The 16,841-nt window shown below is 65.9% G+C and carries 15 protein-coding genes and 1 pseudogene; 10 read left to right on the forward strand and 6 right to left on the reverse strand.

What is annotated here, in order from left to right; genetic code table 11:
• Positions 1 to 11: 11 nt before the first annotated feature.
• Positions 12 to 710: a lipoyl(octanoyl) transferase LipB gene (gene lipB, locus ASR47_RS02600; protein ID WP_065306213.1), complete on the reverse strand. Its 699-nt coding sequence runs from the start codon at positions 708 to 710 to the stop codon at positions 12 to 14.
• A gap of 91 nt (positions 711 to 801) precedes the next feature.
• Positions 802 to 2,268, reverse strand: coding sequence for a MocR-like pyridoxine biosynthesis transcription factor PdxR (gene pdxR / locus ASR47_RS02605; protein ID WP_065306214.1), 1,467 nt, complete (start codon positions 2,266 to 2,268; stop codon positions 802 to 804).
• Positions 2,269 to 2,391: 123 nt separating this feature from the next.
• Here pdxR and ASR47_RS02610 point away from each other — a divergent pair, with 123 nt between their 5' ends.
• Both ASR47_RS02610 and ASR47_RS28415 read left to right on the forward strand, forming a co-directional pair.
• Positions 2,392 to 2,892 (forward strand): MFS transporter, encoded by a 501-nt coding sequence (locus ASR47_RS02610; RefSeq protein ID WP_065306215.1) that lies wholly within the window; start codon positions 2,392 to 2,394, stop codon positions 2,890 to 2,892.
• Positions 2,871 to 3,155 (forward strand): hypothetical protein, encoded by a 285-nt coding sequence (locus ASR47_RS28415; RefSeq protein ID WP_483790117.1) that lies wholly within the window; start codon positions 2,871 to 2,873, stop codon positions 3,153 to 3,155. The genes ASR47_RS02610 and ASR47_RS28415 overlap by 22 nt, the downstream gene beginning before the upstream one ends.
• Here the strand turns inward: ASR47_RS28415 and ASR47_RS02620 are convergent.
• The 3 genes from ASR47_RS02620 to ASR47_RS02630 all read right to left on the reverse strand — a co-directional run bounded on the left by ASR47_RS02620 (position 3,139) and on the right by ASR47_RS02630 (position 6,033).
• Positions 3,139 to 3,414, reverse strand: coding sequence for a DUF493 family protein (locus tag ASR47_RS02620; RefSeq protein WP_065306217.1), 276 nt, complete (start codon positions 3,412 to 3,414; stop codon positions 3,139 to 3,141). The genes ASR47_RS28415 and ASR47_RS02620 overlap by 17 nt on opposite strands.
• Before the next feature lie 312 nt (positions 3,415 to 3,726).
• Positions 3,727 to 5,289 (reverse strand): DUF6600 domain-containing protein, encoded by a 1,563-nt coding sequence (locus ASR47_RS02625; RefSeq protein ID WP_065306218.1) that lies wholly within the window; start codon positions 5,287 to 5,289, stop codon positions 3,727 to 3,729.
• Positions 5,290 to 5,391: 102 nt separating this feature from the next.
• On the reverse strand, positions 5,392 to 6,033 hold the full coding sequence (locus tag ASR47_RS02630) for a LysE family transporter (protein ID WP_065306219.1): 642 nt from the start codon (positions 6,031 to 6,033) through the stop codon (positions 5,392 to 5,394).
• Positions 6,034 to 6,212: 179 nt separating this feature from the next.
• On the opposite strand from ASR47_RS02630, the gene ASR47_RS02635 reads away from it, so the two are divergent.
• From ASR47_RS02635 to ccoS, 8 genes are all read left to right on the forward strand, one after another.
• Entirely contained in the window at positions 6,213 to 7,160 is a 948-nt protein-coding gene (locus tag ASR47_RS02635; RefSeq protein WP_065306220.1) for a DUF808 domain-containing protein, read from the forward strand.
• 86 nt (positions 7,161 to 7,246) lie between these two features.
• The gene (gene yiaA / locus ASR47_RS02640; protein WP_065306221.1) at positions 7,247 to 7,687 is read left to right on the forward strand and encodes an inner membrane protein YiaA; all 441 of its coding nucleotides are present in this window, start codon (positions 7,247 to 7,249) and stop codon (positions 7,685 to 7,687) included.
• A gap of 60 nt (positions 7,688 to 7,747) precedes the next feature.
• Positions 7,748 to 9,856 (forward strand): EAL domain-containing protein, encoded by a 2,109-nt coding sequence (locus ASR47_RS02645; RefSeq protein ID WP_065306222.1) that lies wholly within the window; start codon positions 7,748 to 7,750, stop codon positions 9,854 to 9,856.
• A gap of 257 nt (positions 9,857 to 10,113) precedes the next feature.
• Complete coding sequence (locus tag ASR47_RS02650; RefSeq protein WP_065306229.1) at positions 10,114 to 11,769, forward strand: methyl-accepting chemotaxis protein; 1,656 nt, start codon at positions 10,114 to 10,116, stop codon at positions 11,767 to 11,769.
• A 22-nt stretch (positions 11,770 to 11,791) separates the two neighbouring features.
• Entirely contained in the window at positions 11,792 to 13,249 is a 1,458-nt protein-coding gene (hemN, locus tag ASR47_RS02655) for an oxygen-independent coproporphyrinogen III oxidase (RefSeq protein WP_065306223.1), read from the forward strand.
• A gap of 9 nt (positions 13,250 to 13,258) precedes the next feature.
• Positions 13,259 to 14,002 carry a sulfite exporter TauE/SafE family protein gene (locus ASR47_RS02660; protein ID WP_065306224.1) on the forward strand — a complete coding sequence of 248 codons (744 nt, stop codon included), beginning with the start codon at positions 13,259 to 13,261 and terminating at the stop codon, positions 14,000 to 14,002.
• A 22-nt stretch (positions 14,003 to 14,024) separates the two neighbouring features.
• Positions 14,025 to 16,454, forward strand: coding sequence for a heavy metal translocating P-type ATPase (locus ASR47_RS02665; RefSeq protein WP_065306225.1), 2,430 nt, complete (start codon positions 14,025 to 14,027; stop codon positions 16,452 to 16,454).
• Positions 16,454 to 16,639, forward strand: a complete 186-nt coding sequence (gene ccoS / locus ASR47_RS02670) for a cbb3-type cytochrome oxidase assembly protein CcoS (protein ID WP_065306226.1) — start codon at positions 16,454 to 16,456, stop codon at positions 16,637 to 16,639. Before ASR47_RS02665 ends, ccoS begins: the two co-directional genes overlap by 1 nt.
• A gap of 4 nt (positions 16,640 to 16,643) precedes the next feature.
• Here the strand turns inward: ccoS and ASR47_RS26825 are convergent.
• Positions 16,644 to 16,841 (reverse strand): annotated as a pseudogene (locus tag ASR47_RS26825) (IS1595-like element ISJsp4 family transposase); the annotation flags it as partial.

Below are 16,841 nucleotides of genomic sequence, written 5' to 3' on the forward strand. Positions count from 1 at the left end.
GGTTTGTTAGCTCAGGCATCCGCTGCCTGAGGCGCGCCTGCGGCGCTCTGCTGTACATCGAGTAATTCGGTCAGTTCACGGGCCAGCGCGTGCTGCACGTCAGCCAGCGGGGCATCCACGCCCATGCTGCGCATGTCGACCGTTTTCAGGCCGGAATAGCCGCACGGGTTAATCCAGGAAAACGGCGCCAGGTCCATCGCCACATTGAGCGACACGCCATGGTAAGTGCAGCCGTTGCCACGCACTTTCAAGCCCAGCGCGGCGATCTTGGCGCCTTTGTCGGGCCCGCCGGCGATATAAATGCCGGGCGCGCCATCGATGCGCTCGCCGGCAAGATTATACGCCGCCAGCACATTGATGATGGCCTGCTCGATTTTATGCACGAACTGGCGCGCATAGAGCTTGCCGCCGGGCTTGTTGCGGCGCAGGTCCATCAGCAGGTAAATCACCACCTGGCCGGGGCCATGAAAGGTCACTTCGCCGCCGCGGTCGGTTTGTACGACCGGAATCGCCTCGGCGCCGGCCAGCAGATGGCCACGGTCGGCCGCCAGGCCCAGCGTGAATACGGGCGGATGTTCGACGATCCACAGTTCGTCGCGCGTGTCGGTCGTGCGCGCATCGGTAAAGGCGCGCATGGCGGCAAAGGTCGGCTCGTAATCGACGCGGCCCAGCTCGCGGATCAGGGCCGCTTCGGTTCGGGTGGTGGTCATGACAGATTCTGTAATCGGCTGCCGGCGCGCGCTGGACGCTGCGGCGAAGCCGTGATTATACCGCCACCGCCGGGCCAGGGCAGGCCATGGCTCAGATCTGCAACAACAACTGCGCCAGTTGCGGCGCCGCCAGGCGGATCTGCGCGCCGCTCAGGGCCGTGTAGCCGACCAGCACGGCCGGCGGCAATTGCGCCTGCTGGCAAAATTCGCCCAGGCCCTGCAGCGCCAGGCCGGCCTGCGCGGCGCGCGCGCAAAAGGCCGCTTCGTCGCTGCCCGGCGGCAGCCACAGCACACAGTGAAAACCAGCATGCTGGCCGGAAATGCTGTAGCGGCCGGGCGCGATCCGCTCCAGGCAGGCCAGCAGCAGGTCGCGCCGCTCCTTGTAGGCCAGGCGCGCCTGGCGCAGATGGCGCACGAAGGCGCTGTCTTCCATCCAGGCGGCCAGCGCCAGCTGGTCCGTGATGCCGACCGAACGGCCCGTCACCTGCAAGGTGCGCAGCAGCAAAGGCCGCAAGCCGGGCGGCAGCACCATGAAACCGAGGCGCAGGCCGGCGAACAGGGTCTTGTTGAAGCTGCCGCAGTAAATCACGCGCTGGTACTGGTCCAGCGATTTCAGGGCCGCCAGCGGTGCGCTTTGATAGTTGAATTCGCTGTCGTAATCGTCTTCCACCACCCAGGCGCCGCTCTCGCTGGCCCAGTCGAGCAGAGCCAGGCGGCGCGTGACGGACATGGTCACGCCCAGCGGCGACTGGTGCGCCGGCGTGACATATACCAGGCTGGCGTCGGCATGCGCCTGCAGCGCGGCGCAATCGATGCCTTCGGCGTCGACCGCGATATCGACCGGCACGGCGCCAGCCAGCGTGAACAGGGTGCGCGCGGCCGGATAGCCGGGGTCTTCCAGGCAGACCTTGTCGCCCGCGCGCACGGTGGCACGCGCGACCAGGTCGAGCGCATGGCGAATGCCGGTGGTAATGACAATATCCTGCGGGTCGCAGCGGATGCCGCGGTACTTGGCCAGGTAGTCGGCGATCTGCCGGCGCAATTCGGGCGCGCCGGCCGGGTCGGCGCTGCACAGCTGGGCCGGCGTGGCGGCGGCCAGCGCCCTGGCCGCGCAGCGCGACCACGAGGCGCTCGGGAACAGGGCCGCGTCGGCGCGCCGCGCCACGAAGGGCAGGCCGTCGCGCACGCCCGTGTCTGGCGCCGGCTGGGGCAGGGCGCTGCCCACATCGGGGGCCGACTGTGCCGGCAAGTCAAAACCGGCCATCAGAAAACGTTCCGGCACCACCGCGCACACACGCGTGCCGGACCCGGGCACGCGCGTCACATAGGCTTCCGCATGCAGGCGGTCGAACACGGTTTCAATGGTGCCACGCGACAATTCCCAGCGCGCCGCCAGGGCGCGGCTCGACGGCAGGCGACTGCCGGCAGGCAAGACCTTGCCCAGAATGGCCGCGCGCAGCGCTTCATAGGCGCCGTCCTGCTTGCTGACGCCGGGCTGGTCCAGCCAGCTGGTGGGGCGCGGCAAGTCCAGGGCTAATGGTAATTTTCCTCGCGGCATAGGTAACTGTCCAAGTGGTCCAATGATTTTTTGTGTAAACGGCAACCGCATTACACCACAACAATTCTACTCTCACCGTTCTGGTGCGCCAGCCCTGGTGAACCATTTTATTTTTGAAACAACATGAAAACACCGCCATCGCCCTGGGCCTGGAGCATCATCCTGCTGTTGCTGGTCTGTTTGCCGCGCCTGAGCATCGATATGTACCTGCCGTCGCTGCCGGCGATGGCCGATGCGCTGCACGCCAGCGATGGTCAATTGCAACTGACCCTGAGCGTTTTCATGGCCGGGTCGGCCGCCTCGATGCTGGTGTGCGGCCCGCTGGCCGACCGCTACGGGCGCCGCCCGGTGCTGCTGGCCGGCAGCGTGGTTGATGCGGCCTTCGGCTGGCGCGCCGTGTTTGGCGTGCTGTGCGCGCTGGGCTTGCTGTCGCTGTGTTTGAGCTTGCTGTATGTGCCGGAAACCCGGCCAGCCAGGGTGGCGCCGCAGCAAAACGTGCTGGCGCTGTACCGGCGCCTGCTGGACGAGGCCTACTTTCTGCGCTATGCGCTGGCAATCGGCTGGTGGCCTGCAGCCTGGCGCCGCAGCACCTGGCGTCACTGGTGGCGCCGATGCTGCTGGTGATGGTCTCGGTCGGCATGGCGATTCCCGCCTGCCAGCTGGCGGTGCTGCAGCCGTATGGCGCGCAGGCGGGCAGCGCCACAGGCCTGTTCTTTTTCGTGCAGATACTGATCACGGCCGTCTGCGGCGCGCTGCTGGCGGCGATTTCCGACGGCAGCGCGCGGCCCATGGTATGGGTCACGGCCGGCGCCAGCGCCGCGTTTGCCGTGGTGGTGTCAGCTACCCGACGCCACGCGGCATGCGCCGCGCCTACATCACGATCTTGACCATCGGGTGCGCCGACAGCGCGTTGTACAGCGCGTCGAGCTGTTCGCGGCTGACGGCGCGCACGGTGACGGTCAGGCCGGTGTAATTGCCCTTGCCCGATGGGCGCACTTCCAGGCGGCCTTCATGGAAGGTCGGGTCGTGGCTGATCACCAGCGCGGTGATGGTGGGTGCGAAATCGACATGCGTCGGACCCATGATCTTGATGGGAAAGTCGCTCGGATATTCGATCAGCGATTCGCTGGGAGGGATGGTTTGCATGGTGGTTCCAGTCAGTAGCGGTCAGGGCGGGGCAAGCCCGCTGAAGGCCATATTGTAGCGAAATTCAACGGCGAACGAAGCGGGCGGCGCCAGCCCGGCGGCCGGGCAAAAAAAAGCCAGCTGGGTAAGCTGGCAAAAACTATTTCGTTTGCACAAAATAGCCGGAAAAATCGGTGCTGTCTCGCCGTACGGCGTTGCGCCGTGCTGCAATGACGCTACTGTAGACAAGAACCCGATGTTTTACTTCCGGCATGTGACGAACTGTCGGTTTGACGGCATGAAGCCGCTGAAATCGGCGCCAGACGGTAAAGCTCAGCGCTCCGCCTCCTGGAGCCGGCCATTGCCGCGTCCCTGGCTGGGGCGTTCGCGCGCCTGACCGCCACGGTCACCGCCGCGCTCGGGACGCGGTTCGGCGGAGGGACGGGGCGCCGGCATCGCCGGTGGCGGCGCCGGCCGGTTGCCGCGATCGAAACCGTCGCCGCGTTCACTGCGGTCCGGCCGCTCGAAACGATCGCCGCGCCAGGATGGACGGCCCGGCTGGACGAGCGCATCCTGCACCGGCGGCAGGACCGGTGCGGCGGGCATGGCTGGCGCCGCCGGTGTTGCAGGCATGGCTGGCGACGGCGGGCGCCGCGGTTCGCGCGCCGGCATGGCGTTGTCTTCGGTCTGCAAACGGCCGCCACGCTGGCTCCAGTCGCGGCGCGGAAAGTCAGGACGGCTCACCTCGCGCGGCGGACGCTGCCAGCCGGCGCCAGGGGCAGGCGAGGGCGAAGGCGCGGTGCCCAGGGGAGCGTTACGCACCTGCGGCGGCGGCATGCTGGTTCCGCCATCGCGCCGGGGCCGGTCACGGTTCCGGTCGCCGGGCACATGGCGCTCGCGCGGCGACAGCGGGAACCAGCCCATGCCAGGGCCGGTGCCTGGCCGGTATTGCAGACCCGGCCGTGGACCGTGATCGCTGCCGGCCCAGCCCACCAGCGCCGGCGCCCAGGCGCTGCGGACACGCTCGCGGCCCGGCGCCCAGCCCCAGCGCTGGCCGACCTGCACCCAGCGGCCATAGTGCGACGGCGCGTAGCCCCAGGGCGCATTGTCGATCCAGGTCCAGCCCCACGGCGCGATCCAGCGCCAAAGGCCATCGCTGTACGGCGCCCAGCCGGCCGGCACCGCGCGCGGCAGCCACAGCGGACCATATTCGGCATCGTCCTGCCACGCGCCATGGCGGTCCAGCTCTTCATAGCCGGTCACGTCTTCGGTCACATAGCGCAAGGACGGCGAGGCCGCCACCACCGTTTCGGGCCAGCTGTCAAAGGCGATGCGCTGCAGCGGGCCGGTGCGCAATGCTTCGTCCGTCAGTTCGGCGCGCTTGCCGGCGCGCAGCATCACGCTGGCCGTGCCGCCATCGACATCGGCCGCGCCTTCGAGCACGCTGACGACGCTGGTGCCGGGCAGGCGTTCGGCGTCGACGCGCACCCAGCCCGGCTGCGTCAGCACCACGCGCGCCTGGGCGGTGGCCAGTTCCAGGCCGCGCAGGGCGTCCGCATTGCGTACCCGCAGGCTGACGCTGCCATAAGCCAGGTGCAGTTTGAAATGGTCGTCGTCAAGCTGCGTCACGTCCAGTTCGGAATCGCCATCAAGGCGCACGGCGGCGCCGCCGACGCGAAACTCGGCCAGCGCATTGCGCCGGGTGGTGATGCGGCTGTCGGTGCTGACGGGCCAGTTCGACAACGCGTCCTGCGGCTCGCCATCGCCGGCGCGCACCAGCACTTGCCCTTCCACCGTGGAGATGCGGCCCACCCGCTCGGGCGGCTCGGCCAGCGCCGGTGCGCCGGCTGCGGACAGCACGAAGGCAAATACGGCATGGAGGAAAGTCGGACGCATGATGGCGCTCCAGTTGGACGATAAAGTACGGCAAGGATCTTGATTACAGCCCGCGGCGCGCGGCGCCACAAGCGGGCTTACAAATGATTGCAGGTGGCGCCATCAGGACGTGGCGTGCGCGCCACGCTTGACGAAAAACAGCGCCGCGCCCACCGCCATCAGCAGGCCGCCAAAGAAGCGGTTCTGCTTCCTGACGGCTTTGGCGTCGCGGAAAAAGCGCTGCATCGACGACGCCAGATAGGCATAGCTGTGCATGACGACCAGGTCGATGGTGCACATGGTCACGGCCAGGATCAGCAGTTGCGGCAGCACCGGCGCGGCGGGGCTGATAAATTGCGGCAATACCGCCACCATGAAGATGATGCCCTTGGGATTGGTCACATTGGTCAGGAAACCGGTCAGCACGCGCCGGCCCATGCTTGGCAGCACGGCCGCGGCATGCAGGTCGCCGGCCACCGCGATCTTCGCGCGCCACTGCGACAGGCCCAGGTAAATCAGATACAGGGCACCGACGGTTTTCACGATATTGAAAGCCACTTCCGAGGCCAGCAGCAGGGAGCCGACGCCGGCGCCGGCGATGAACAGCACCACCAGCAAGCCCATCTGCAGGCCGAGGATGGTGGCGCTGGTCTTTTTCACGCCATACGACAGGCCGTGCGACATCGACAGCACGGCGCCGGAACCGGGCGAGACGGCGATGATGGAAGCGGCGAGAACGAAGGCGATCCAGGTGGCAAAGCTCATGCGAAATCCAGAAAGGGGAGGAAGACGACGATTTTACCGCGCCGCGTGCGTCGCTGCCGGCCGGGCTGGGTTAAGATCATGCCAACTCCTTTCTTGCATCCCATCCAATAAGAACATGATGAACACCATACCGCTTTCCCTTGCTTGCTTCCCCTTCACCGCCACGGAGGGCTGCTGAGATGGCCGGCTCCAGTCTGTTTGCCCTGCTTGACGATATCGCCAGCATCCTCGATGACGTTTCCCTGATGACCAAGGTCGCGGCCAAGAAAACCGCCGGCGTGCTGGGCGACGACCTGGCCCTCAATGCCCAGCAGGTGTCGGGCGTGCGCGCCGAGCGCGAATTGCCGGTGGTGTGGGCAGTGGCCGTCGGTTCATTGAAAAACAAGGCCATCCTGGTGCCGTCCGCGCTGGCCATCAGCGCCTTTGCGCCATGGGCCATCACGCCGCTGCTGATGGTGGGCGGCGCCTACCTGTGCTTCGAGGGCTTTGAAAAGATCGCCCATCCGTTCCTGCACCCGGACGACAGCCACAAGGCCGAGCTGGCCGAAGCGCTGCGCGATCCGAACGTCGACCTGGTGGCGCTGGAAAAAGACAAGATCAAGGGCGCGGTGCGCACCGATTTCATTCTGTCGGCCGAAATCATCGTGATTGCCCTCGGCACGGTGGCCACCGCCACCTTTACCGAGCAGGTCGCGGTGGTGGTCGGTATCGCCCTGATCATGACAGTCGGCGTATATGGCCTGGTGGCGGGCATCGTCAAGCTTGACGACGCCGGGTTTTACCTGGCCGCGCGCAAAGGCGCCGGCGCGCTGATGGATGGCGTGCGCGCGTTTGGCCGCCTGCTCGTCACCGCCGCACCCAAGCTGATGAAGTTCCTGTCGGTCGTCGGCACCCTGGCCATGTTCATGGTCGGCGGCGGCATCCTGACGCATGGCTGGCCGTGGGCCAGCGCGCTGCTGCACCAGATGGAGCATGCGGTGGCCGGCGTGGCGGTGGTCGGCGGCGTGCTGGCGGCCGTGCTGCCCAGCGTGGTCAACGCCGTGGCCGGCGTGATCGCCGGCGGCGTGGTGCTGGCGGTCGTCAGCGGCGCCCAGGCTTTGTTGCGCATGGTCAAGCCGGCCAAATAAACTTTCTGGTCTGATGGGACGGCAGCCGCAACCGTGGCCGCCGCCCCGGGCGCATGTCCGTGGCGCCCCTTTTCCAGGAGCCATGCATGCACACTGTCCCCCTCCAACGCCCCAGCAGCGCTTTTATTGGCGCCTCGTGGGCCGCGCTACTGATCGGCGCCATCACCTATCTGAGCGGCTTGTGGAACGCCGGCATGGCGCTCAACGAAAAAGGCTATTATTTTACCCTGCTCATGTACGGCCTGTTCGCCGCCATTTCACTGCAAAAATCCGTGCGCGACCGCAGCGAAGGGATCGCCGTCACCGGCATCTATTTCGGCCTGTGCTGGATCTCGGTGCTGCTGGCCTTGCTGCTGCTGACGGTGGGCCTGTTCAACGCCACCATGCAGAACAGCGAAAAAGGTTTTTATGCCATGTCATTCCTGCTGAGTCTGTTTGCGGCGGTGGCGGTGCAAAAAAACGTGCGCGATGTCGCGCAAACGGCCGGTCCCAAGCTTGACGAGCCTGCCGGCGCACCGCCGGCCTGATCTGCCGGGGAACCAAACCGCCGCCAGCGCATCTACCTGTTACCAGCACAGGAGAGCGCGATGAGCGACCAGCAAAAACGTTTGCAAATGGCACTCGATGCGGCCCATATGTCGATCTGGGATTCGCGCATCGTCGACGGCCAGGTGATCGACGGCACGGTCAGCTGGTCGGCCAGGGGCGCGGCCTTGCTGGGACTGGAAGAGAAGGCGCTGACGCAGGCCTTCCGCGACTTTCTCGCCTGCGTGCATGCCGACGACCGCGCGCGCGTGCTCGACGTGCTGCAGGACGGCGTGCAGCGCCACGGCGGCTATGACATCCAGTACCGCGTAATCTGGCCCGATGGCAGCGAACACTGGCTGGCCGCCAGGGCGCAGGTCTTTACGGGCGCCAGCGGCCAGCCCGAGCGCACCCTGGGCATCATCTGGGACATCACCGAGCGCACGCGGCAGGAAATCATGATCGCCGAACGCAAGGAACTGGCCGAAGTGACGCTCAGCTCCATCGGCGACGCGGTGATCACCACCGATCCGCATGGCAAGACGCGCTACCTGAACCGCATGGCCGAGCAACTGACGGGCTGGACCAGCCAACTGGCGCAGGGCCTCGATATCTGGGACACCATGCCGCTGGCCGACGAACAGACGGGCGCCACGCTCGAGCACGTGGCCGTCAAATGCCTGCACCAGCGCCAGACCATCGGCACTTCGGCGCACACCAACCTGGTCACACGCGACGGTCGCCAGGTCGCCATCGAGGACAGCGCCGCGCCGATCTGGTCGCGCGATGGCGAGATCCTCGGCGCGGTGGTGGTGTTTCGCGACGTCAGCCATGAGCGCAAGCTGAGCCAGCAATTGTCGTGGCAGGCCACCCACGACCACCTCACCGGACTGATCAACCGGCGCCATTTCGAACAGCTGGTGGCCGGCGCCCTGCACACGGCCAAGGAGCAGGGCCATGTGCACGCGCTGCTGTACCTGGACCTGGACCAGTTCAAGATCATCAACGATACCTGCGGCCACAGCGCCGGCGACCTGCTGCTGCAACTGCTGGCCAAGCTGCTGCAATCGCAGATGCGCGACAGCGACATCCTGGCGCGTCTGGGCGGCGACGAGCTGGGCGTGCTGCTGCCGCACTGCCCGATGGAACATGCGCGCCAGGTCGGCGAACAGCTGCGCCAGTCGATCCGCGACTTTCATTTCGCCTGGGATAGCCGCAGCTACGAGCTGGGCGTGAGCATCGGCATGGTGGAAATCAACCAGGACAGCAAGTCGCTGAGCGAACTGCTGATCGCCGCCGACCAGGCCTGCTACCTGGCCAAGGAACAGGGCCGCAACCGCATCCACGTGTACCAGGAAGCCGATGTGATGCTGGCCCAGCGGCGCGGCGAAATGCTGTGGATCGCGCGCCTGAAAGAGGCGTTCGAGCAGCAATATTTCCGCCTGTACGCGATGCCCATCGTGCACCTGCGCGAAGGCCTGGAAAGCCACGACGAGGTACTGCTGCGCATCCGCAACAGCAAGGGCGACCTGATCCTGCCTGGCGCCTTTATTCCGGCCGCCGAGCGCTACGACATGATGATCTCGATCGACCGCTGGGTCATCCGCGCCGTATGCGCCCATATCCAGAGCGTGCGCGACAGCCTGGCGCCGGTCGAGGCGCTGGTGGAACAGCGCCGCCGCGCGCCGGCCCTGTATTCGATCAACCTGTCGGGCATGTCGCTGGCCGACTCGGGCTTGCAGGATTACATCACCGAGCAATTCGTGCAGTACGCCATCGCGCCGGAACAGGTCTGCTTTGAAATCACCGAAACGGCGGTGATCGCCAACCTGCCCAAGGCGCAGGTCTTCATGCACCACCTCAAGGCCCTTGGTTGCCGCTTTTCACTCGACGACTTCGGCGCCGGCTTTTCCTCGTTCGGCTACCTGAAGGCCTTGCCAGTCGACTACCTGAAGATCGACGGCGTGTTCGTGCGCGATATCGCCACCAATGCGATCAACCGCGCCATGGTCAAGGCCATCAATGAGGTAGGCCACGTGATGGGCCTGAAAACCGTGGCCGAATACGTCGAAGACGAGGCGACCCTGGCCATCATCCGCGAACTGGGCGTCGATTATGCGCAAGGCCATGCCGTGGGCAATCTGCGGCCGCTGGTGGCCGGCCTGGACTGAAGCGCCAGCCAGACCGGCATGTCAACCTTGCCGCGCCATAGTCACTATGGCCACAGGCAACAAACCATCTCCTCTGCAGAAATGACTAGCCGTGTTTGCGCGCCATCAAATTAGCCACTTCAATTTTATGGATTTTGATCTATATCAATAAATTTGCGCTGGCGACTCCTTACACTGATCCACGTTCTTGCAATCCTGCAAGCTTTATTCAATAAACGCGTCCGATGCCGTTCGGCGCACCTGTCCGGGAAGCCGCCATGCGCCAGAATTTGCCAGTTACCAACCGTGAAACCCTGGTTCTCGAAGATCAGGCCATCGTCTCGAAAACGGACATGAACGGCAACATCGTCTACGTGAATCCGTATTTCAGCCAGGTCAGCGGCTTTACCGAGGCCGAACTGATCGGCTCGCCACAGAACATCGTGCGCCATCCCGACATGCCGGCCGAAGCGTTTGCCGACATGTGGGCCTCGCTCAAAGCCGGCACGCCCTGGACCGGCCTGGTGAAAAACCGCTGCAAGAACGGCGACTTCTACTGGGTGCGCGCCAACGTCACGCCGATCCGAGAAGCGGGCCAGACCATCGGCTACATGTCGGTGCGCGTAAAAGCCGACAAGGACCAGGTGAAAGTGGCCGAAGAGGCCTATCACGCCATCCGCAACCAGGAGGGCGGGCGCATCGTCATCAAGCACGGCCAGATCGTGCGCCCCGGCCTGGCCCATGTGCTGCACAAGCTGACCCATATGTCGCTCAACCTGCGCATCTGGATGGCGACCAGCGCCGTCAACTGCCTGCAGCTGCTGGTATGCGCCATCACCCTGTTTGCCGCCGGCGGCGCCACCACCAACTACAGCATCTTCGGCGCCACCCTGGTCGGCTTCCTGATCAACGTTTTTCTGTGGTACACCTTGCGCACCTCGGTGCTGCAGCCCTTGAACAAGGCCCTGAACGGCGCGCGGGCGATCGCCGCCGGCGACTTGTCGGGCAGCTTTGAAACCGACAGCACCGACGAAGTGGGCCAGCTGCTGCGCGCGCTGCAGCAGATGAACAGCAACCTGATCGCCACCATCCGCGACGTGCGCATCAATGTCGAAACCATGGCCGTGGCCACCAAGCAGATCGCGGTGGGCAATATGGATCTGTCGGGCCGCACCGAATCGCAGGCGGCCAGCCTGGAAGAGACGGCGTCGAGCATCGAGGAATTCTCGTCGACCGTCAAGCAGAACGCCGACAACTCGGTGCAGGCCAACGACCTGGCGGTGGCCGCCTCCAAAGTGGCGGTGCAGGGCGGCGCCATCGTTGCCGACGTGATCACCACCATGGATGAAATCAATACCTCGTCGAAGAAGATCGTCGACATCATCGGCCTGATCGAAGGCATCGCCTTCCAGACCAATATCCTGGCCCTGAACGCGGCAGTGGAAGCGGCGCGCGCCGGCGAGCAGGGCCGCGGCTTTGCGGTGGTGGCCGGCGAAGTGCGCAACCTGGCGCAGCGCTCCTCGCTGGCGGCCAAGGACATCAAGCAGCTGATCGACATTTCCGTCAGCAAGGTCGGCGCCGGCATGGTGCAGGTCAACCGCGCCGGCACCACCATGGAACAAGTGGTCAGCTCGGTGCAGCAGGTCACCGCCATCATGCAGGAAATCTCGATCGCTTCGCGCGAACAGAGCATCGGCGTCGACCAGGTCAACAACGCCATCGCCCACATGGACCAGGTAACACAGCAGAACGCGGCGCTGGTCGAGGAAGCGGCGGCCGCGGCCACGCGCCTGTCGGAAGAAGCGGCCAGCCTGTCGCAAGCGGTCAGCCTGTTCAACTTCGGCAAGATGCCGCCCACGCGCCAGGTCACACTGAAAAGTGGACGCGGCGCAGCCAATGCCGGCAACGCCAGCCTGAAACGCCTGGCAGCCTGATCATTTCAAGAATCGAACCACCATGTCCACATTACTGAACAACACCTCCGGCGAACTCGACGCCGTCGTCGAATTCGACCCTGTCATCATCGGCAAGATGAGCCAGTCCGGGCCACGCTACACCTCGTATCCGACCGCCGACCGCTTCCATGCCAACTTTGGCTATGGCAATTTTCTCGAAGCCGTGGCGGCGCTGCGCATGCGCGGCGGGCGCCGGCCGCTGTCGCTGTACGTGCACGTGCCGTTCTGCGACACCCTGTGCTACTACTGCGCCTGCAACAAGATCATCACCAAGGACCGCAGCAAGGCCGCCACCTACCTCAGCTACCTGAAGCAGGAAATCGCCATGCAGGCCAAGCTGTTTGCCGGCATGAACCAGATCGAGCAGCTGCATTTCGGCGGCGGCACGCCGACCTACCTGAGCGAAAAACAGATGGACGAGCTGATGGCGCACCTGCGCCAGCATTTTGAGTTCGCGCCCGACGCCGATGGCGAATATTCGATCGAGATCGACCCGCGCACGGTTTCGCGCGAACGCGTGTTTTCGCTGCGCGCGCAAGGCTTCAACCGCATCAGCCTCGGCGTGCAGGACTTCGATGCCGAGGTGCAAAAAGCCGTCAACCGCATCCAGCCCGAAGCCGAAACGGTGGCCGTGATGCAGGCGGCGCGCGACGCCGGTTTCCGCTCGGTCAGCATCGACCTGATCTATGGCTTGCCCAAGCAAAACATGGAAACCATGACGGAAACCCTGCGCAAGGTGATCAACGCCAGCCCCGACCGCATCGCCCTGTACCACTACGCGCACATGCCGCACCTGTTCAAGCCGCAGCGCCGCATCCTCGACGCCGACATGCCCGACAGCGGCACCAAGCTGGCCATGCTGGGCCTGTGCATCGCGCGCCTGACGGCGGCCGGCTATGTGTATATCGGCATGGACCATTTCGCCAAGCCCACCGACGACCTGGCCGTGGCACAGCGCCAGGGCCGCTTGCACCGCAACTTCCAGGGCTACTCGACGCGCGCCGAAGCGGACCTGATCGCCTGTGGCGTGTCGGCCATCAGCTCGGTGGGCGCCGCCTACAGCCAGAATGAAAAGACGCTCGACGCCTACTACGAAAAACTCGACGAAGGCGTGCTGCCGATCGCGCGCGGCATCAAGCTGGAAACGGACGACATGCTGCGCCGTATCATTATCCAGATGCTGATGTGCAATTTCGAACTGTCGATCGCCACCATCGAACAGGCGCACCCGGTGGTGTTCCGCAGCTACTTTGCGCCTGAACTGGAAAAACTGCGCGAACTGGCGCGCGACGGCCTGCTCGTGATCGAAGAGGACTGGCTGACCGTCACGCCGAAAGGGCGTTTGCTGATCCGCAATATCTGCATGGTGTTCGACCGCCACCTGGCCGAGGCGCGCGCCAGGGCCGCGCTGGCGCCCGCCGACGCGCCGCAACCGCTGCGCTATTCGAAAACGGTGTAGCGCCAGCCCATGAATGCGTTCAGCCTCTTGCCGCTGTTCCTGGTCGGCCTGGCCGGCAGCGTGCACTGCATCGGCATGTGCGGCGGCATCGTCGGCGCGCTGTCGGTGGGCGTGTCCGCGCCCCGGCCACGCGCGGTGATCGCCATCCACGCGGTGCAGGACAGTGGCGCGCTGCGCGTGCTGGCCTATAACGGCGGACGCATCGCCAGCTATATGCTGGCCGGCGCGGCGGCCGGCAGCCTGGCCGGCGCCGGCATGGTGCGCATGGCCTCGCTGCAGATCGCTGGCTACTGGCTGGCCAACCTGATGCTGGTCGCGCTGGGCCTGTACCTGATGGACGCCTGGCGCGGCCTGGCGCAGCTGGAAGCGGCCGGCAATGTGCTGTGGCGCCGCGTGCGCCCCCTGTTGCAACCGCTGCTGCCGATGGACACGCCGCTCAAAGCGCTGGCCGTCGGCGCGCTGTGGGGCTGGGTGCCGTGCGGCATGGTCTACAGCGCCTTGCTGACAGCCATGATGGCCGGCTCCGCCCTCCACGGCGCGGCCGCCATGGCCGCGTTTGGCCTGGGCACCTTGCCGACCCTGCTCGGCATGGGGCTGCTGGGCGCGCGACTGCGCCAGCACCTGCAGCGCCGCCGCGTGCGCATCGCCAGCGGCCTGCTGGTGCTGGGCTTTGGCCTGCTCGGTTTGCTGCGCGCGGCCAACGGCGTCTCGCTGGGCTGGCTCGACGCCCTGTGCGTGACGCCCCATCCATGAAGAGACGCATGAAAACGAAGCCATGAATGCCGTATTGAAATTGACCGACTGTTTCCATTGCGGCCTGCCCGTGCCGGCCGGCGCGCACTGGAACGTCACCATTGACGAACTTCCTCGCGCCATGTGCTGCCCCGGCTGCGCGGCGGTGGCGCAAACCATCGTCGACATCGGCCAGAGCAAGTACTACAGCGAGCGCGACGACTACGCCGCCAACGCCGCAGGCGCCACCATGGTGCCGCCCGAACTGCGCCTGTACAGCAACGACGATGCGCAGTTCGCGCGCGACGCCAGCAGCTGCGAAGCGACCTTGTCGGTCGAAGGCATCCGCTGCGCCGCCTGCGTGTGGCTGATCGAGCGCCAGCTGACCCGCCTGCCCGGCGTGCAGGCGGCCAGCCTGAACGTCGCCACCGAACGCCTGTACGTACGCTGGAACCGCGCGCAGTGCGAGCCGGGCGACATCCTGCAGGCGATACGGCAAGTTGGCTACACGGCCTACCCGTACGACGCCGTGCGCCACGGCGAGCAGCTGCAAAAAGCCAGCAAAACGTTGGGCCGGCAACTGTTCGTGGCCGGCCTGTCGATGATGCAGGTGATGATGTACGTGGCGCCGTCCTACCTGGCGGCCGAAGACGGCACCCTGGACCCGGACATGGCCTCGCTGATGCGCTGGGCCAGCCTGATCCTGACACTGCCGGCCATCTGCTATTCGGCGCTGCCGTTTTTCCAGGGTGCCTGGTCCAGCCTGCGTGCGCGCACCCTGGGCATGGACGTGCCCGTCACGCTGGGCATCCTGGCGGCGTTTTTCGGCAGCCTGGCAGCGACTTTTACCGGCCAGGGCGAGGTGTATTTCGACTCGGCCACCATGTTCATCTTCCTGTTGCTGTGCAGCCGCTATTTCGAGCTGCAGGCGCGCCGCAAGGCCGCCTCGGCGCTCGAACGCCTGCAGCACGCCTTGCCCGCTTCGGCCACCTTGCTGGCCGGCTTCCCGGACAGCCGCACCACCGCCCTGGTGCCGGCCGGCAGCTTGCGCACAGGCGACGTGATCCTGGTCAAACCCGGCGAGGCGATCGCCGCCGACAGTGTCATTATCGAAGGCAGCAGCGCGCTCGATTTGTCACTGCTGACGGGCGAGAGCGCGGCGCAGCGCAGGAACACCGGCGAGCAGGTGCCGGGCGGGGCGATCAACGCCAGCGCCGCGCTGCTGCTGCGCGTCTTGAAACCGGCGCGTGACAGCACCTTGTCCGATCTTTTGAAACTGATCGAGCGTGCCGGCAGCGGCAAGCCGCAGATCGCGCAGTGGGCCGACAAGGTCGCCGCCTGGTTCGTGCTGGGCCTGCTGCTGTTTGCCGTTGCCGTGTTCGCCTTCTGGCACTGGCACGATCCGGCGCAAGCGTGGCCGGTGGCCATCGCCGTGCTGGTGGTGTCGTGTCCGTGCGCACTGTCGCTGGCCACGCCGACGGCGCTGGCCGCCGCCACCGACAGCCTGCTGCGGCGCGGCGTGCTGATCGTCCAGCCGCATGTGCTCGAAACCCTGCACCGCGCCACCCATATCGTGTTCGACAAGACGGGCACCTTGACCCTGGGCCGGCCGGTGCTGCGGCAGACCGACAGCCTGGGGCCGCTGGACCAGCACGCCTGCCTGCGGATCGCCGCCGCGCTGGAAACGGGCAGCGCCCATCCGCTGGCGCAAGCCATCCTGGACGCGGCCGGCGCCATCGACCTCGATCATGCGACGCAGTTGCGCGAGGTACAGGGCCAGGGCCTCGAAGGCATGCTCAAAGGCGTGCGCTACCGCCTAGGCAATGCCGCTTTCGTGGCCGCCATGGCCGGCCCGCCCTCGGGTGACACGGCCGTCGGCGTGGCCGGCATGACGCCGCTGTACCTGGGCATCGACGGCCAGTGGCTGGCGCGCTTCCTGCTGAGCGACACGCTGCGCCCGGAAGCGCACGAAGTGGTCGATTATTTCCACCGCCGTGGCAAGCAGGTGGTGCTCTTGAGCGGCGACCAGGAAGCGCTGACGCAAAGCGTGGCGCGAGAACTCGGCATCGCCACCGCCTGCGGCGAATGCCTGCCCGATGAAAAACTCGATTTCGTGCAGCAGTTGCAGGCCACCGGCGCGGTAGTGGCCATGGTCGGCGACGGCATCAACGACGCCGCCGTGCTCAGTGCCGCCGACGTCTCGTTCGCCATGGGCTCGGGCGCCGCGCTGGCGCAGGCGCACGCCGACACGGTGCTGCTGTCAAACCAGCTGCGCCCGGTGCTCGACACGGCCCGCACCGCCGCGCGCAGCATGCGCATCATCCGCGAAAACCTCGGCTGGGCCACCTTGTACAACCTCACCGCCATCCCGGCCGCCGCGCTGGGCTTTCTGAACCCGTGGCTGTCCGGCGTCGGCATGGCCGCCAGCTCGGCGGTCGTGATCGCCAACGCCTTGCGCCTGAGGAAAAGCTGATGGAGTCCTTGTACCTGCTCATACCGCTGAGCATCGTGGTGGTCTTCATCGCGCTGTGGGTGTTCTTCACGGCCTCGGACGGCGGCCAGTTCGACGACCTGGTCGGACCTGGCCTGCGCGTGCTGCAGGACGACGATACGACGCCGGAAGCTGCATCAAAACCATCGGCCGGCGAGCGCGACTGAAAGGCTATGTCACCATCAAATGTGGGAACGTCCCCAAAGTGGCCCTGAGCAAGCTTTCGGGGGACAATATTCTCCTGGCGTCGAGTATCCAGCGCCAGCCCAGGTAGTTGGGCAGGTAGCGCGTGGCCACGCCATGAAACGCGCGCAGCCAGCCACGCAGCCGGCTGTGATAGGCGTTGACGTTCTGCACATGCACCGTGCC

The organism is Janthinobacterium psychrotolerans (genome assembly GCF_001677885.1).
Lineage (GTDB): Bacteria > Pseudomonadota > Gammaproteobacteria > Burkholderiales > Burkholderiaceae_D > Janthinobacterium > Janthinobacterium psychrotolerans.

Excerpts from the sequence above, each read along its gene's own strand:
- lipB (WP_065306213.1), bottom strand. The coding sequence starts at position 710 with ATGACCACCACCCGAACCGAAGCGGCCCTGATCCGCGAGCTGGGCCGC.
- pdxR (WP_065306214.1), bottom strand. The coding sequence starts at position 2,268 with ATGCCGCGAGGAAAATTACCATTAGCCCTGGACTTGCCGCGCCCCACC.
- ASR47_RS02610 (WP_065306215.1), top strand. The coding sequence starts at position 2,392 with ATGAAAACACCGCCATCGCCCTGGGCCTGGAGCATCATCCTGCTGTTG.
- ASR47_RS02620 (WP_065306217.1), bottom strand. The coding sequence starts at position 3,414 with ATGCAAACCATCCCTCCCAGCGAATCGCTGATCGAATATCCGAGCGAC.
- ASR47_RS02625 (WP_065306218.1), bottom strand. The coding sequence starts at position 5,289 with ATGCGTCCGACTTTCCTCCATGCCGTATTTGCCTTCGTGCTGTCCGCA.
- ASR47_RS02630 (WP_065306219.1), bottom strand. The coding sequence starts at position 6,033 with ATGAGCTTTGCCACCTGGATCGCCTTCGTTCTCGCCGCTTCCATCATC.
- ASR47_RS02635 (WP_065306220.1), top strand. The coding sequence starts at position 6,213 with ATGGCCGGCTCCAGTCTGTTTGCCCTGCTTGACGATATCGCCAGCATC.
- yiaA (WP_065306221.1), top strand. The coding sequence starts at position 7,247 with ATGCACACTGTCCCCCTCCAACGCCCCAGCAGCGCTTTTATTGGCGCC.
- ASR47_RS02645 (WP_065306222.1), top strand. The coding sequence starts at position 7,748 with ATGAGCGACCAGCAAAAACGTTTGCAAATGGCACTCGATGCGGCCCAT.
- ASR47_RS02650 (WP_065306229.1), top strand. The coding sequence starts at position 10,114 with ATGCGCCAGAATTTGCCAGTTACCAACCGTGAAACCCTGGTTCTCGAA.
- hemN (WP_065306223.1), top strand. The coding sequence starts at position 11,792 with ATGTCCACATTACTGAACAACACCTCCGGCGAACTCGACGCCGTCGTC.
- ASR47_RS02660 (WP_065306224.1), top strand. The coding sequence starts at position 13,259 with ATGAATGCGTTCAGCCTCTTGCCGCTGTTCCTGGTCGGCCTGGCCGGC.
- ASR47_RS02665 (WP_065306225.1), top strand. The coding sequence starts at position 14,025 with ATGAATGCCGTATTGAAATTGACCGACTGTTTCCATTGCGGCCTGCCC.
- ccoS (WP_065306226.1), top strand. The coding sequence starts at position 16,454 with ATGGAGTCCTTGTACCTGCTCATACCGCTGAGCATCGTGGTGGTCTTC.